Annotated in this window: 12 protein-coding genes; 6 read left to right on the top strand and 6 right to left on the bottom strand. The window is 65.0% G+C overall.

Annotated elements, in window-relative coordinates; genetic code table 11:
- Positions 1-2: 2 nt before the first annotated feature.
- The gene (locus BRW65_RS27095) at positions 3-1,859 is read left to right on the top strand and encodes a hypothetical protein (protein WP_073879989.1); all 1,857 of its coding nucleotides are present in this window, start codon (positions 3-5) and stop codon (positions 1,857-1,859) included.
- Between the two features lie 300 nt (positions 1,860-2,159).
- Here the strand turns inward: BRW65_RS27095 and BRW65_RS27090 are convergent, their stop codons facing one another.
- The 4 genes from BRW65_RS27090 to BRW65_RS32515 all read right to left on the bottom strand — a co-directional run bounded on the left by BRW65_RS27090 (position 2,160) and on the right by BRW65_RS32515 (position 5,851).
- The gene (locus BRW65_RS27090; RefSeq protein ID WP_073879987.1) at positions 2,160-2,435 is read right to left on the bottom strand and encodes a hypothetical protein; all 276 of its coding nucleotides are present in this window, start codon (positions 2,433-2,435) and stop codon (positions 2,160-2,162) included.
- A gap of 219 nt (positions 2,436-2,654) precedes the next feature.
- Entirely contained in the window at positions 2,655-4,115 is a 1,461-nt protein-coding gene (gene tnpB, locus BRW65_RS27085; RefSeq protein ID WP_073879985.1) for an IS607 family element RNA-guided endonuclease TnpB, read from the bottom strand.
- On the bottom strand, positions 4,108-4,692 hold the full coding sequence (locus BRW65_RS27080; protein ID WP_073879983.1) for an IS607 family transposase: 585 nt from the start codon (positions 4,690-4,692) through the stop codon (positions 4,108-4,110). The genes tnpB and BRW65_RS27080 overlap by 8 nt, the downstream gene beginning before the upstream one ends.
- A 241-nt stretch (positions 4,693-4,933) precedes the next feature.
- On the bottom strand, positions 4,934-5,851 hold the full coding sequence (locus BRW65_RS32515; RefSeq protein ID WP_244168230.1) for a DUF4333 domain-containing protein: 918 nt from the start codon (positions 5,849-5,851) through the stop codon (positions 4,934-4,936).
- A gap of 54 nt (positions 5,852-5,905) precedes the next feature.
- Between BRW65_RS32515 and BRW65_RS31070 the strand changes: the two genes are divergently transcribed.
- Entirely contained in the window at positions 5,906-6,502 is a 597-nt protein-coding gene (locus BRW65_RS31070) for a hypothetical protein (protein ID WP_139273250.1), read from the top strand.
- A 105-nt stretch (positions 6,503-6,607) separates the two neighbouring features.
- On the opposite strand, the gene BRW65_RS32510 is transcribed toward BRW65_RS31070, so the two are convergent.
- Both BRW65_RS32510 and BRW65_RS27055 read right to left on the bottom strand, forming a co-directional pair.
- Positions 6,608-8,692, bottom strand: coding sequence for a serine/threonine-protein kinase PknH/PknJ (locus BRW65_RS32510; RefSeq protein ID WP_244168229.1), 2,085 nt, complete (start codon positions 8,690-8,692; stop codon positions 6,608-6,610).
- 189 nt (positions 8,693-8,881) lie between these two features.
- The gene (locus tag BRW65_RS27055) at positions 8,882-9,364 is read right to left on the bottom strand and encodes a hypothetical protein (RefSeq protein ID WP_073879981.1); all 483 of its coding nucleotides are present in this window, start codon (positions 9,362-9,364) and stop codon (positions 8,882-8,884) included.
- A 130-nt stretch (positions 9,365-9,494) separates the two neighbouring features.
- Between BRW65_RS27055 and BRW65_RS27050 the strand changes: the two genes are divergently transcribed.
- From BRW65_RS27050 to BRW65_RS27040, 4 genes are all read left to right on the top strand, one after another.
- Positions 9,495-11,054: a hypothetical protein gene (locus BRW65_RS27050; protein WP_073879979.1), complete on the top strand. Its 1,560-nt coding sequence runs from the start codon at positions 9,495-9,497 to the stop codon at positions 11,052-11,054.
- 110 nt (positions 11,055-11,164) lie between these two features.
- Positions 11,165-11,578, top strand: coding sequence for a DIP1984 family protein (locus BRW65_RS27045; RefSeq protein WP_244168228.1), 414 nt, complete (start codon positions 11,165-11,167; stop codon positions 11,576-11,578).
- A 1,044-nt stretch (positions 11,579-12,622) separates the two neighbouring features.
- A complete protein-coding gene (locus BRW65_RS31910) occupies positions 12,623-12,772 on the top strand; it encodes a hypothetical protein (protein ID WP_167374100.1) in 150 nt (49 codons plus the stop codon).
- A gap of 244 nt (positions 12,773-13,016) precedes the next feature.
- On the top strand, positions 13,017-13,475 hold the full coding sequence (locus BRW65_RS27040) for a hypothetical protein (protein WP_139273249.1): 459 nt from the start codon (positions 13,017-13,019) through the stop codon (positions 13,473-13,475).
- Positions 13,476-13,927 lie beyond the last annotated feature (452 nt).

Here is a 13,927-nt window from a genome sequence, read left to right as displayed (position 1 = left end):
CCATGGCCTCCGATGATGAGCCCGTCCAGCCGGGGCCAATGACACCCGAGGGCGCTATCACCGTTCACACGATGGGCGTCCACTACCGGTGGCAAATTCCTGAGGTGGTCCGCCAGCAACTGCGGCTCGCACATAGCCTGCGCGAGGATCTGGTCACCTTGCAACTGGCCTACGACGAAGACATCAAGGCGATCTGGTCGTCGTATCCGACGGTAGCGGCCGCTGAAGCTCACGTCGCGGCGACCGAAGCGGAGGCCATCGCGGCCAATGAGGCACTGAAGGCTGCCCGCTCCGCAGCCAGAGGCAAACGCGTGAACACCGCGATCACCGAGCGACTACACGACGCCAGGACCGCACTCAAAGCCGCACGCCACGCCCGCCGGGAAGCGATCGCCGACGTGAGGCAAGACGCCGCGCAGCGCCGCCGCGACCGCGGCGCACAACTGGCGGCCGAGCAGAAAGCCCTCTACCGCACCTACTGCCAACACGGCGACCCGACGCTGTTCTGGGCGACGTTCAACAGCATCCTGGACGAACATAAGGCGGCGGTGCGCCGAATCCAGCAACAGCGCGCCCAAGGCCGCCCAGCTGCGCTGCGCCACCACGGCTTTGACGGCACCGGCACCCTCGCGGTCCAACTGCAGCGAACCGCCGGCGCGCCGCCACGGACTCCGATGCTGCTCGCCGATCCCGCCGGGCGCTACCATAACGTCCTGCACCTGCCGTGGGTTGACCCCGACCAGTGGGCATCCATGACCCGCGCCGAGCAGCGCCACGCAGGACGCATTACGGTGCGGATGCGATGCGGATCCCTTGGGGGCCAACCACAGTGGATTGACTTGCCGGTCCAAGCCCACCGCTGGCTGCCCCAAGACGCCGATATCACCCGCGCCAAACTCACCGTCACCCGACTCGGCGCCGATCTGCGGGCGCGGCTTTCGATCACCGCGCGGCTCCCCCATCCGACTGTCCCCCGCCACGACGATCTCCCCACCCTGGCAATACATTTGGGCTGGCATGCCATCGATGAGGGCGTCGTGGTCGCGCATTGGCGCTCAGACCGACCAGTGGCGATCCCACCCGAACTGGCCGACGTGATCGTGCCCACCGTCGAGGGAATCTCGGGCCGCATCATCGCGCCCGGCTCCATCGGGACCCGGCTAGAGCGCTACGCCGAGATCGCCTCGGCTCGCGATGCGGCATTGAACGACATCCGCGACCGGCTGAGCACGTGGCTTGCCGACCACGGGCCGCGGCCGCATCCGATCCGGCCCGACGAACAGATCACCGCCGCCGATGCTGCGCGGTGGCGCTCCCCCGCGCGATTCGCCGCCCTCGCGCTCGCGTGGCGCGGCTCCGACCTCGAGATCGCCCAACCGCTTGAAGCGTGGCGGCGGGCCGACAAACTGTTATGGCAACAGCAAGCGCACGGCCGTGCACGAGCCCTCGGCCACCGCACGGACTTGTGGCGGCGGGTTGCAAGCGCGCTCGTCAGCCAGTGCGGACGCCTGGTCGTCGATGACACCAATATCTCCGCCGTGATCCGAAACACCATGGAGCACACGAGGATTCCTGCCGATCTACAGCGCCAAATCGATCGCCGCCGCGATCATGCAGCGCCAGGCGCTCTGCGGTCGAGCATGGTCGCCGCAGCCACCCGCGACGGCGTCCCGGTGATAGTGGTGCCCGCTGCGGGGTTGAGCCGAATCCACGCCGGCTGTGGATATGAGAACCGGGTAGAGAGCCGACGGCGGCGCCGCAAAATCATTTGCGCCGGGTGCGGTCGCACCTATGACCCCGATCTTTCAGCGACGGCGCTGATGCTCGCTCGAGCGGCGCAACCACCGGTGCAGCCTTGACCCGCCGGCGGCGCAACGCGGCGCCGGGTACAATCTGAGATGAGTTCGCCCAGCGATCCGGGCTCGTAGGATCGACGGGTCATTCTAAGAGGCACGGACCCACTGCAACATAAGCCTCGCCCAGCGATCCGGGCCCAAAGGATCGACTCCTTCTCCGGTTGGCAGGCAACCTGCAACGGATATCCTCAAGCGACGCGCTGAGAGGCGCGGAGGATTCCTGCTGTCCCGCAGTCAGATTCGTGCCGGATAGCGACGGCTCTCATTGCTGCTGTCGGTACCGCTGATCGTCGCGGCGCTCGGCTACGAGAGGTAACGCCACATACCGCACGCTTCCAGCAGCGGCTTAACCATCTCCACAACCTCGCCGTAGCTCATGGAGACGTCTCGCATCGTGCGGTTGCCGCCCAACTGGGGCAGGTACGGCTGCGGCTCTGCGTCGTTGAGCCGGTCAAGCAGCGCATCGGCCATCTTTTCGACGACTGGCCAGGCTTGTTCTAGTTGGCCCGACCAGTACGGCTCGTTGTCGGGAATGCTTGGGACGACCTGGATTAGACCCGCATAGCGGGTCGCCGTCACTGTCAGCCCCGAAGTCGAATTTCTCAGCGACGATCTGGCGAAATGACTTACCGCCCTCCGCGTCGTCCACTGCATGCGCTGGCTTACCCCACTGCAAGCGGGCCTCTGCCCACGGGCCCGCGTAATAGATGAACGCGGCCTGCACCGGGTGATCGCCTTTATCAGTACCTTGCTGTTGCCGTTGCCTTTTGTTGAGCGAATGTGAGTCCGGCTCTCTCATCAGGCAGCCTCGCCTTGCGGTGAGGCGGTCCCCGTCTGATCCACTTGTGGGTGGTGCGGGGTTGACGCTTCGTCGCCTGCTGCGTCACCCGCTGGCGCGGGTTCGGTCTCACGCGTGGCTCCACGTCCTGCCACCGGGCCACTCCCGGCGGGACTCTGTTCACCCACGTGTGTGGGTACGCCGAGTCGGGCGAGGTTGATCGCAGCACCCAGATCACGGTCGACCCGGATACCGCATTCGTCACACTCGAAGACTCGATCGGCCAGGGTGAGGTTTGACTTTCGCCTCCCACAGCCTGTGCAGGTCTTCGATGACGGGTAGAACCGGTCGGCTTGCACCAATTGGCTCCCGTACCAACGACTTTTGTAACTCAGCATGCGCCGGATCTCAGCGAGGGCGGCATCAGCCAACGCACGATTGAGCCCGCGCTTGCGAGCTCCGCCGGCGGCGCGCATGCCCGCAGCGTTGAGCGTCTCGACCACCACAACATCGTGTCGTTGGGCCAAGGCGGTGGTGGCCTTGTGTAGGACGTCGCGGCGCACCGCCGCGGCATGGGCATGCTTGCGGCCAATGCGGGCCTGGGTGCGTCGCCACCGCTTCGAGGGCTGCTGGCGGGTCCGGGCGGCAGCGTCGCGCGGGCCGCGTCGGCGGGCGGCTTGGCGCTGTAGAGCCCGCACCCGCGATTGCGCCGTGCTCAGCGACTTCGGCGCGGGGATGCGATCGACTTCGGTCCCGTCGGGGGTTGCGATCACCAGCAGGCTGTCGGCCTTCACCCCGACATCGACACCGACCACCGCATGCACTGAGCGCGCTGCGTGCGCGGGCCGTGTCTTGGCCGCGACGATGGTCTGTAGAGAGCAGTACCAGCGTCCAGCACTGTCCTGACGCACGGTGGACGACAAGATCCGAGCAGTGCCGGCCTCGATCCGGCGGGCCAGCTTGCGGGTCGATTCATGGGTGCGGATCGCCCCCAACCGCGGCAACGTGACGTGCCGGCGGTCAGCTTCGATCCGGATGGCCCCGGTGGTGAACCGCACCGACTTCGGGGCTCGGGCGGACTTGAACCGGGGAAACCCGACCACCCGCCCAGCGCGCTGGCCACGTCGCGACGATAACCAGGCTTCCAGGGCGCGGGCCAACCCATCCAGGCCGGTGTTGTAGGCCTCTTTGGAGTTCTCGCCCCACCAGGGCGCACACGACGGCTTGCGTTGATTCCAGACCTTGCGCAGCGCCGGCAACGACCACCCCAACACCGGGGTCAACTGGTCCTCGCCGATGCTGTAACTGCGTTCGGCGGCCCGCTGATCCATCACCGCTTTGACCAAGGCCAGCATGTGGTTATGCGCGAACCGCGCCGCGCCAGCATGGGATGCCAACGCCTGCAACTGTGTTGGGGTCGGATCCAGGGCGAACCGGTAGGCCTGCGCCGTCCACCCCTGGGGGATCTCGAACCTAGCCATCCCCACCGGCCTCTACCTGCTTGGTTGCGGTCACCGCCCGCATCGCGCGGTTCCGCGCGCCGCGGCGGCCGTAGAGGCGAGCGCACATCGAAGTCAGCACCTCGATCATGTCGCGAACCAGATCGTCGGCCGTCTCGCCCCCCTCGGTGACGATGACCTTGCGGCCTTGCGCGGACAATGCGGCCTCGAGGTGCTCAACCCCGAAGCGCGCCAACCGATCACGGTGTTCCACGACAACTACCGAAGCAGACGGGTCCGACAGAATCCTTCGCAACTTCGGCCGTTTACCGTTCAACCCTGACCCGACCTCGGTGACAACTTCGCTGATCATATGACCGTTCGAGGTGGCCCAGGCGGTCAGTCGTGCGACCTGCCGCTGCAGATCCTGGCGCTGATCATGCGAGGACACCCGCGCGTACACAACTGCGCGACCGGCGTCCCCTGCCGCCGGTGCATCGACCCAGATCGTGCCCGACTCCAACCGACGAGCAGGCACCGGCATACGGTCCTCACGGAACCACCGGTACGCAGTCTGCGGATGCACACCATTGGCACGCGCCCACTCGGCCAACTTCATACACTCACTAAAACACACATTCGATCACAAATAATCACATTTCTTCGAACAGTTTCAGCCCCCGGACGGACCTCCGTCGATCGTGGCCATGGTGACGGCTATCCGGTCATCAAGTAGCCCGTTGTTCGCAAGTCATCAGCGCAGCGACGGTGTGGGCCGCCTCGTGGTGCGCGACCGCAATCTCATCGGCCATGCCGCGCAGACTACAGACACATACGGTCGGGCCCCGGGAGCCGATGGGTTAGTCGGGTCGGCCCACTTCGTAGTTGCCGTTGTTGTCCAAGAACGTCACGGTGACCTGGCGAGGCGTGCCGTCGACGCTAACGCGGCAGGTGAAACTGGCGCCCTGCTTCACAGGAACATTCGCGCCGTCATTGCATTTGACGTCGGAAACGTTCTTGTCGCCGTAGCCGGTGACCTCGTCGGTCAGTACGCGTTGGACCTCGGCTTCGGCAGCCCCGATGTCGAGTTTCTTGGTGGTTAGGAAGCTGGGCTTGGACAAACCGATAGCCACACCCGTCGCCAGGAGCGCGCCAGCCAGTCCCAGGCCACCCCACAACAGGGCCTTGGACCGCTGAGGGCGCCTGGGGCGTGCGGGCGCAACCGGGCCGTAGGGCGCGGCGTAAGACCCGGGCGGCGGGAAGCTGTACTGGCTGGCCGGCCCATAGTGCAGTGGTTGGGGAACGAAACCCGGCTGGGGAACCGCCGGTGCTGATGCGTTCTGGGGCGCAGCAGGCGGATAGCCCGGTGCAGGGGCAGGCCTCGGATGCTGCGGCGGCGCCGCCGTTGGCGGAGGCCCAGATGGCGGGCTGGCTTCCTGGTTCGGGGTCGGCTGCCAGGTCCCGCGTTGTCCGTACTGTCCATCGGAAGCGGCCTGGAAAGGCCTATCTTGTCGACTGTCATCTGCGACGTCGGCGTCTTCACTGCGTCGCGGCTCGAGCGACGGGGGCGCCACCATGGTGCGCTCAGGGTCGTCAACCAACTGCTGAGGGTTGGGCACCACGACGGTGCGTTCTTCGTCGTCGTGCGAGTGCCCGCGGGGCACGACCACCGTGCGCTCCGGATCATCATGCGGTGCGACCATGCGGGATTCTTCGCCGCCTTCTCGCGCCAATGACCCCGAGGCGCTGGTGGTCTCCCCGTCCTCCGGACTGTTCATCATCACTCCCTCGCCTGGCTCATGATGTTACGCAAAGGTGCGTCGCGCAGCTCCTTGCCGGGCAAGGTCGAGGAGAAGCGGGAGGTGCCGGGATCCGCGGCTGCCGTCCTCTCGCCGGTCGTCGCCGCATGCGGCGATCGCGCTCGCGCCCGCGTCGGGCCGCGGCCACCCCGACAAATGGCCGTCCCTGGTGTGCTCAAATACGGGTATGTGGGGACGATTCCACTGAGCAACGGCGACTCCATGGATCCCTACGAGCAGGCGCTACTTTGGACGCAGGCCCAGCTGGGCATCGTCGTCACTGCTGAGGAACGGATGCACCTGGTCGCGATCAGCGATCACGTCGTAACCGATTGCATCGGCAAGCAAGTCGAAACGCTCACCGCTCGTGGCGGCGTGGTGTTTTGGTTCGGCCATACCGGCCGAAATGCGCCGGTTAATCGCATGGCGACACTCAATCTCTTTGCAGCTGCGACGATGTCGGCATTCATCCTGCCCTTACTGCGTGGCCCCGTCTTGATCACGGGGGCCGATCCGCGCGGCAACCCGAGCGGGCTTTCAGGCTCTCAATTCCAGCTCCTGAAATCCGGGCCGGGCGCGAACTGGCGGCAAAGACTCATCCTCCGGCTTCGTGAGCGCCGAATGGATTGACCTATCCGCTCGGGCAAGGTCAGGGCGGGCTTTCGGCTGGTTGCCGATCGGGGCCCACGCACCGGCCGATTCCCAGATGAAGTTGCACTAGTACGGCTGCAGCAATTACGGCTTGACGTTTCCCAGCATTGCGGTGGCCACCCGTTTGGCATCGGGGACAGCCCATGCAGGATCCCGCGGCCATCCCTGAGCGGGGTCGTAGTTTGAAGCGATCTTCGGGACCTGGCAGCTGCGCGTTTCGACGATGACGTTCCCGTGGGCTCCCATTGCCTGCTGGCATGCATCTGGACCGTTCTCCCCACTATTTGTGGCCATGGAAACGGTGATGAGGTCTCCTTGCCGCTGCACTGGGCCCAAGACATAACCGGCGCCGTTCTCGAAGCCCAGGGAGGCATCGACTTCACTTTTCGCACAGGTATTCCATTGAGCCTGCGACGCATTCAAGAAGTCCTGGGCGTCTTTCGCGGAGGGATACACCGCTGCGGTTTGTTCGATGAGGTGCGGGCCCGGCGAACCGAGGTACACGTGGCCAATGGTTTGAGTTTTGATTTCGGTGGGCTGGGAGGGAGCATAGACGTCATGCTCACCGGTGAACACCACGCCAACACATGATCGCGGCGTGACTTGGCTTGAATGATCCGACATCCCGTACGACGACGATTCAATTGCGAGGCCGCCGCCCCCATCACCGGCGGGAGTGCCGGCGACGGTCACTCCGAGCACCTTGCTCAGCTGGTCAGCAGTCAGCAAGACTTGATCGATCGCCTTTGGCGAGAACAACGGCTGCGTTGGTGACGTCGGCGACCCACTGACTGATCCGACGCGATCAGATCCATCGAGGAGCATCACGCCGTTCACCAACACCACTTTGAGCCAACGGGTTTCGGTACTGGACGTACCGTCTGGTCGGACGTACTTGAGGTCAGCAACCACGCTGCTGGCGTCGCGCGGGCTGACCGAAAGAACCGTCACCGACGGTATTGTCGCCCAGAAGTCAACGAATTCACGTTGCCCTGTTTGGTTTTGATACTTGCTATCGAGTTTTGCCCACGCGTCTGTGGGATGAGCTGGGAGCTCCCCGTAATAGCTGGTGACGAAATCCCGCATGCTCTCGAACGTGACCGGTGACGCAGCCGGCGCCTCGGTAGTTGCGGTGCTCCGCGCCGATTGGTCGTGCGAGGACTGCCGCATCAGCAACGCGGCCGCGCTGATTGAAGCGCCCACAAGAACAGCGACGGTGACGGCTACGGCTACCCGCCGTCGCCGCGATGGCCCGGCCTCGGCATCGACCGAAGGGGTAGCCCGCGGCGCTGACACGGTAGGAGCCGACGGTGTTGAGGCACTGGCAGAATCGAGTTGTTCGGCCAGGGCGTTCACAAAATCGGAGCAACGTTCGAAGCGGTCTTCGGGACGTTTGGCGAGACCGACGGCCAGCACGGGGTCGAATCTGGCAAGTGCCGGTCGCACGTCAGCCAAAGCTGGTGGAGGCACATTGAGGTGACGGCTGATGACGACCGCGGGGTTTGAATTGTGGAAGAGCTGCGAGCCGCAGAACAAATGGTAAGCCGTGGCAGCCAGTGCGTATTGGTCCGCACGGCCATCGAGGTCTTCGCCGAGTAACTGCTCCGGTGCACAGTAGGCCACCGTGCCCACCGTCATGTTGGTCTTCGTCAGCCCGCTGATGTCGTTGATGTTACGAGCTATCCCGAAGTCGGTCAGCAGGATTCGTTGCTCACCCTTGTCGTCGAGATGGGTGAGCATGATGTTGGCTGGCTTGACGTCTCGGTGAAGCAAAGCTTGCTTGTGGGCGTGGTCTAGCGCGCTGGCAACGCCGCTGACGATGCGGACGACGTCTTCGGGGGGCATTCCAGCGGGGTATCGATCGGCCAGGAGCCGGGCAGCGTCCAGTCCGTCGACGAAGTCCATCGAGATCCAGAGTTGACCGTCTTCTTCCCCGCGGTCGTGGACACCGACGATGTGGGGGTGCCACAGCGTCGACGCGAGATCGGCTTCGCGGTTGAAGCGGGCCCGGAATTCGTCGTCGGCCGACCACTCGCGAGGTAGCAGCTTGAGGGCATCTCGGCGCGGTAACCGTGGGTGTTGGGCGAGATACACCTCGCCCATTCCGCCCGACCCAAGCAAGCGAATGATGGTATACCCGGCGAACGACTGGCCGGTCGTCAATGGCATAGCGTTGACGTCCTCCCCGCAGTCATTGCGGGCCGGCCAGCTGTGGTTTCACGGCTCCTGAGAGTAATGAGCCGCCATCGGTCCCGATGGGAAAATCCAAGAACTGAGCACGCGGGAACCCCAGGGCTCAGCTCGCGGCTGTCGGTGACCGAGGTCCGACCGCTGCGAAAAACGGTTCACGCCGGCGCGTCAGATGTCAGGGGCGGTCGTGCGGCTGTTGAGGTAAGTCGCGGTGGCCACCAGCATGGTGTAGCTGGCGATGTTCACCGAAACCAGCAACGCAACAGGGGCTCCGTGGAGCGCCGCCGTCAGCGCGAGAGTAAGGCCGTAGCTGGTGCCGCCGGATAGCGCCAGGCCGATCAGCCAGCCCAGTGCCTGATTTGAGGGGGATCCGACCGCCACCACTAGCAGTTCCGACAGGTGGGGGTGGCGGTCTAGGAAGGCTTGGGCCGCACCAGTTCTGCGCCCATTTTGGACTGCGGTTCGTCGTTGCCGTTCCCAGGAGGCGGCCAGGTGTATGCCGGCGGCGAAAAACAGCAGGGCCCCGGCGCCGGCTGCGATTACCGCTGCTGTCGGTACAGAGGCGTGCTGGCGATGGGGGCCGAAGAGGGCATCGAGGGCCGTGAACGCGAGCACGTAGAGCGGCATCAACCAGATCAGCGCGCGGGTCATGACCAGGTAACGGCAAGAGCCGTGGCTTGAGTTCTGGTCTGCATTCGTCCACATCTAACACAGTTGTGTGCCATTTCAGCGCGCCTTAGCCTTGCGCCAATGACAGCCGAGGCGTGTCAGAATCCGGGCTGTGCCGGATTGGACTTATGTGCCGCTTCGTCGGCCTGCGGCGTTGTTGCTCGGTGACCGCCGCAGCCAGGTTTGGGCACTGCGGTTGCTCGCTGCATTGATCCGCTACACCGGCGGGCGACGCTGGATTCCTCTGGTGTTCGATCACCCAGCTGTGCCGGCGCGCTGGGCCGGCCGGTTCGGCGCCTCGGTCCCACCCCGGATCGCGTGGGAGGCCATCGCGGTTCTTCCTGTGCAGGGCGCCTCAATAATCGAGATCAACCCGGTCGGTGTCGATGACGTCGCGACCGTGCGTCGCGCGGCGGCCGACCGCCGGTGCCGGGTCACCGCGGTGGCCGACAACGCGCAAACATGTGCAGCGATCGCCGGCGACGTCGACGCCGTCAGCGTCGGCGATCCGGACGGCCCCATTGTGCGGCTCAGCGCCGCGGATCTGGCGCCGGCGGTGTCTGCGCTCACCGATGCGTCGACGACGGTGCTGGCCCGGCCCTTCGTGCTACTCGAGGCGGGGCCGGGCTGGTTCAACCGGGTAATTGAAGCGGCCACCCCCACCTCGCCGATGCCGTCGTCGCGCTGCAGCCTCGCCGCCGGTCCGCGCCGCTGGCCCAATTGGTTCTGGGCCTCGCTGACCGGGCTGGGGTTGATCGTGGCCGGCTTGGGTGCGGGCGTGATCGCGTTGGGCCCAGTGCTACTGGGCTATGACCGCGCCTATCTGGGTGCAACGGTTGCCGATCTGCATCGGCTCAACCCACATCTGGTCGGCTTTTTGCAACATGATCGAATCACCATGGCCGCCAACATGATCGGCATCGGGATCCTCTATCTCGGCGCGGCTGCGGCGATGCGCCAAGGTCACCGGTGGGCGCGTCGTGTACTGCTGATTTCGGGTGTAGTCGTCTTCGGCAGCTACTTCTATTTCCTTGGCACCGGCGGGTTCGTGGAACCGTTGCACACGGTGGTCGTCGTCGTGTTGTTTCCGACTCTGGTGATGGCGGTGTGTCGGCGGCCGACCGGGGTGCATTGGGCGCCGGTGGTCGAAGGGCCTGAGGCGCAGCGCCGCCGGGCGCTATTCGGGCAGCTGTTGATGGTCGGCGTCGGCGCGGGCCTAACGGTGGCCGGCGTGGTCATCTCCGTCGTCGGATTCACCTCTGTGTTCGTGCCCACCGACCTCGGCTTCATGGGCAGCTGCGCCCATCGTCTGCAGGCGGCTGACGTGCATCTGCTGCCGTTCATCGCCCATGATCGGGCGGGCTTCGGCGGCGCCCTGATCGGGGCGGGGCTGGCGGTCCTATTGATCAGCATGTGGGGTTGGCGCCGGGGTCAGCGCGCGGTGTGGTGGACTCTGCTGTTGGGCTGTGCGTGCGCGACCGCGCCGGTCCTTATCGTCCACTTCGCCATCGGCTACACCGATTTCATCCACCTGCTGCCGGTCTACGTTCTCGTCGCCGCGGCTAGCGTGGCGCTCGCCTTGTCGAAGAGCTACCTGACCGCGCGGCAGGATCTCGAATCGTCCAATCCGGTCGAGGGCACCGCGCGCAGCCGAAAAGGCGTTGCCGGCTAACCGGTGCTGGACCATCATGGTTGGGCAAACTGTGAAGGAGTAGCTGTGAAATTGGCAGAGGCGTTGTCGCTGCGGGCATTGCTCACGATGCGGTCCGCAAGATCGAACAGTTGCGCACCCGCATCGTGAGCAATGCCCGCTACCAGGAGGGCGAAGAACCAGCCGAGGATGCTGCCGCCTTGCTCGCCGAAGTCGACGGCGTCATCGACGAGTACCAAATCCTCATCCAGCGGATCAACCGTACGAACGCCGCCACGACGATCGGCTCGGACGGCACGCTGACCGACGCGTTGGGCCGCCGCGACGCGCTGCGGTGGCGCCACCATGTTCTGACCAGCGCAGCGGACGCGGCCGCCGGGAAGAATCAGCAGGGCTACACGCGGCAATTGCGCTCAGAGCTCAAGATGCTGTCTGCGGTGGCGGTCGCTGATCTGCGGGCCCGGGCCGATCAGGTTGCCCGCGACCTCCGTGAGCTCGACGTGCGGATCCAACGATCGAACTGGGAGGTCGACCTACAGGAGTGACAGGACCCCGAGGTGTAGCAGGTAGTCGTCGCGGAGGCGTGCACAAGCCTTGACCGGCGGGCCAAGCCGGGTCTCTGCTGGCGCACGAAGGGCAGTGCGGGGGATTCGATTTCCCCTTTCACATCGCAGTCCAGCATCGCGCACAGGTGACAGGGCACAGCGCACAGCACATCACCACGTGCAGATCCGGGACGATGAGGGTGGGCATGGGGCATACACCTCGCGGTAGGCCGCCACCAGGGTCTCGCAGAACACTCTCGTCGAGGCGCAGAACACGCCAGCCGCTCGTGGCATGTCGTGCCCGCGAACAGGATTCGGCCTGCCGTGGCCTCAGTTCTTAGTGAGGGTTGCTGGGACCACGGCGACACCCGGAGGCTGCGCGCACGGTAAGGAGTTGGTGGCGGTCCCCGTCAATGTTTGGGCGTCAAGCGAGTAGCTGATGATGGAGGGCTCCGCGGCGCAGTCGGCGGGCAGTTTCCGCGTTGCGTGCCATGTGTGTTCGACAAGGTGTAACTCAGCCGTCCAGCCCAGTGAGGACTGCACATGAGCGCAACCAGGCCCGCATGCATTGATCTCCCAGACCGTCTTGGACACGACGCCTCCAGCGAGTGGCTGACCGTCAACGGTGAGTCGCGCGCCGTCAGTGGTGAACGTGTAGCTTCCGTTCAGCGCTGGTATGGGCTCCTTGGTGGATGGCGCCAGGGTCGACGCCGACGACGAAGGCTGGGACGAACATGCGGTCAAGCAGACCGCGGCGAATGCGGCCCACCCCCACCGTGGCCCGCTGGCAATGCGCATCGAAAGCTCTTTCAGGGCAGGGAGTTTGACCGACGAGCCGAGTTTATCGCAAAGCTGTTGGGTCGGAAGGGTCATGCACCATCCTGATCGGGTCAAACCCTGAGACGCTTGCCCGCTCAGGGACCCAACCATGCGGATCACGACCACGAGCCCAAGTGGCTTTTCGAAGACCACACGCGAAAAAATTTCTCAGCGCGCAGCGCGTGGGATCCGACGGCGTCACCACGAACCCACCGGTTCCGCCGGATGCATCCCGCTGCCCACGGGCAACAGCCGGACCTACACCAACAAGGTCTGGTCCAGCACCTGCGCGTCGATACCGCCAGCACGCGCTGCACCGTCACCAGCAACCACAGCGACGGCACCAGCACCACCAAGAGCTTCGTGTCGTCATGAAACTCGGCTACTTTGATTGCTGCAAGATTCACGCGTCTTGAGAGATCGAGGTCGAAGGGTGTCGCAGCCGAACCCGCAGCCACTACCGGGCGGTTATCCTCCTAGCGCCGGGGGCGCGAGACCAAATTATCTGCCGCCAGCGTCGCCGCGTTATCCAGCGCCCTCAAGCTCGGCTCCGGCGGCATATCCACCGCCGCCAGTGGAGCCGACGTTTCAGGTGCGCACGTTCAAACACACTGGCGCTGTGATGTTGTGGCTGAATCAGCCGTGCATCACCACCGGTAGCTATGCGCAATGCGAGGCCGCGATCGATGCTGCTCAACAGCACTGCATGCTGGCCGGTTGGTGGAGCATGGGCTCGCTGGTGTGGAATCCGATCTCGTTGGCGCGAAACGCGCGCGCCCGCACGGTGCTGCGCGGCCAAGCCCGGCAAGTTCACGACTACGCGCTATGGTGGGCGACTTACCAAGCGGGCGGCCGCCACATCCATGTATGGACGCCTCCACCCACCCGTCCGGCACACACCAAATGGTGGATGTGGCTGCCGCTCATTCTGATTCCACTGATTGTGGCACTGATTGTGGCAATAGCCGCAAGCAGCGAAAAAAGCCACCACCGCCCTACCACGCCCACGCAGAATCCTTTGACAACAATCACTTTGCCCACGTTGGCGCCCAAAGCTACGCAGTCCGCTTCGCGCTGACCTCCGGGCGAGCAAGACACCGGTTCAGGCTGCGCCCACTCGTCGTCGACGGCGTCGCTAGCTGTGTTGGGTTACGCCTGTGGGGCAGGGCAGCTGGGTACCACTGCGTCGACCGCGGCGTTACTCGCAAAGCTTCCAAGATGATTGGCGCTTAACGGTCGTGCGGGCCGCGTGGGCCGGGCCGTCGTGATGGATCGGTATGGGCGTCGTGATGGATCGGTATGGGTCGACGTAGAAAGTAGCCCGGCGGCCGTGCCCGGCCAAGCCCGAGTTCACGCGCTCAGAATACTCCGACTTGACCGATTTCCCCTGGCAGCGGCGGTTCGGGAACGTCCCCGGGTGTGGTGTAAGTAGCGGCGTGTCGGTGCCGATGTAGAGGGGCCATCGCGTGAGTCTCTGTGGTGAAACGACCAAGGATCACTACCGAGAGGAACATCGCGATGGCCCTGGAT

Source organism: Mycobacterium paraffinicum, assembly GCF_001907675.1.
Taxonomy (GTDB): Bacteria; Actinomycetota; Actinomycetes; order Mycobacteriales; family Mycobacteriaceae; genus Mycobacterium; species Mycobacterium paraffinicum_A.
The sequence above is the reverse complement of the archived record's forward strand: the minus strand, read 5'-3'. Positions and strand labels throughout refer to the sequence as shown.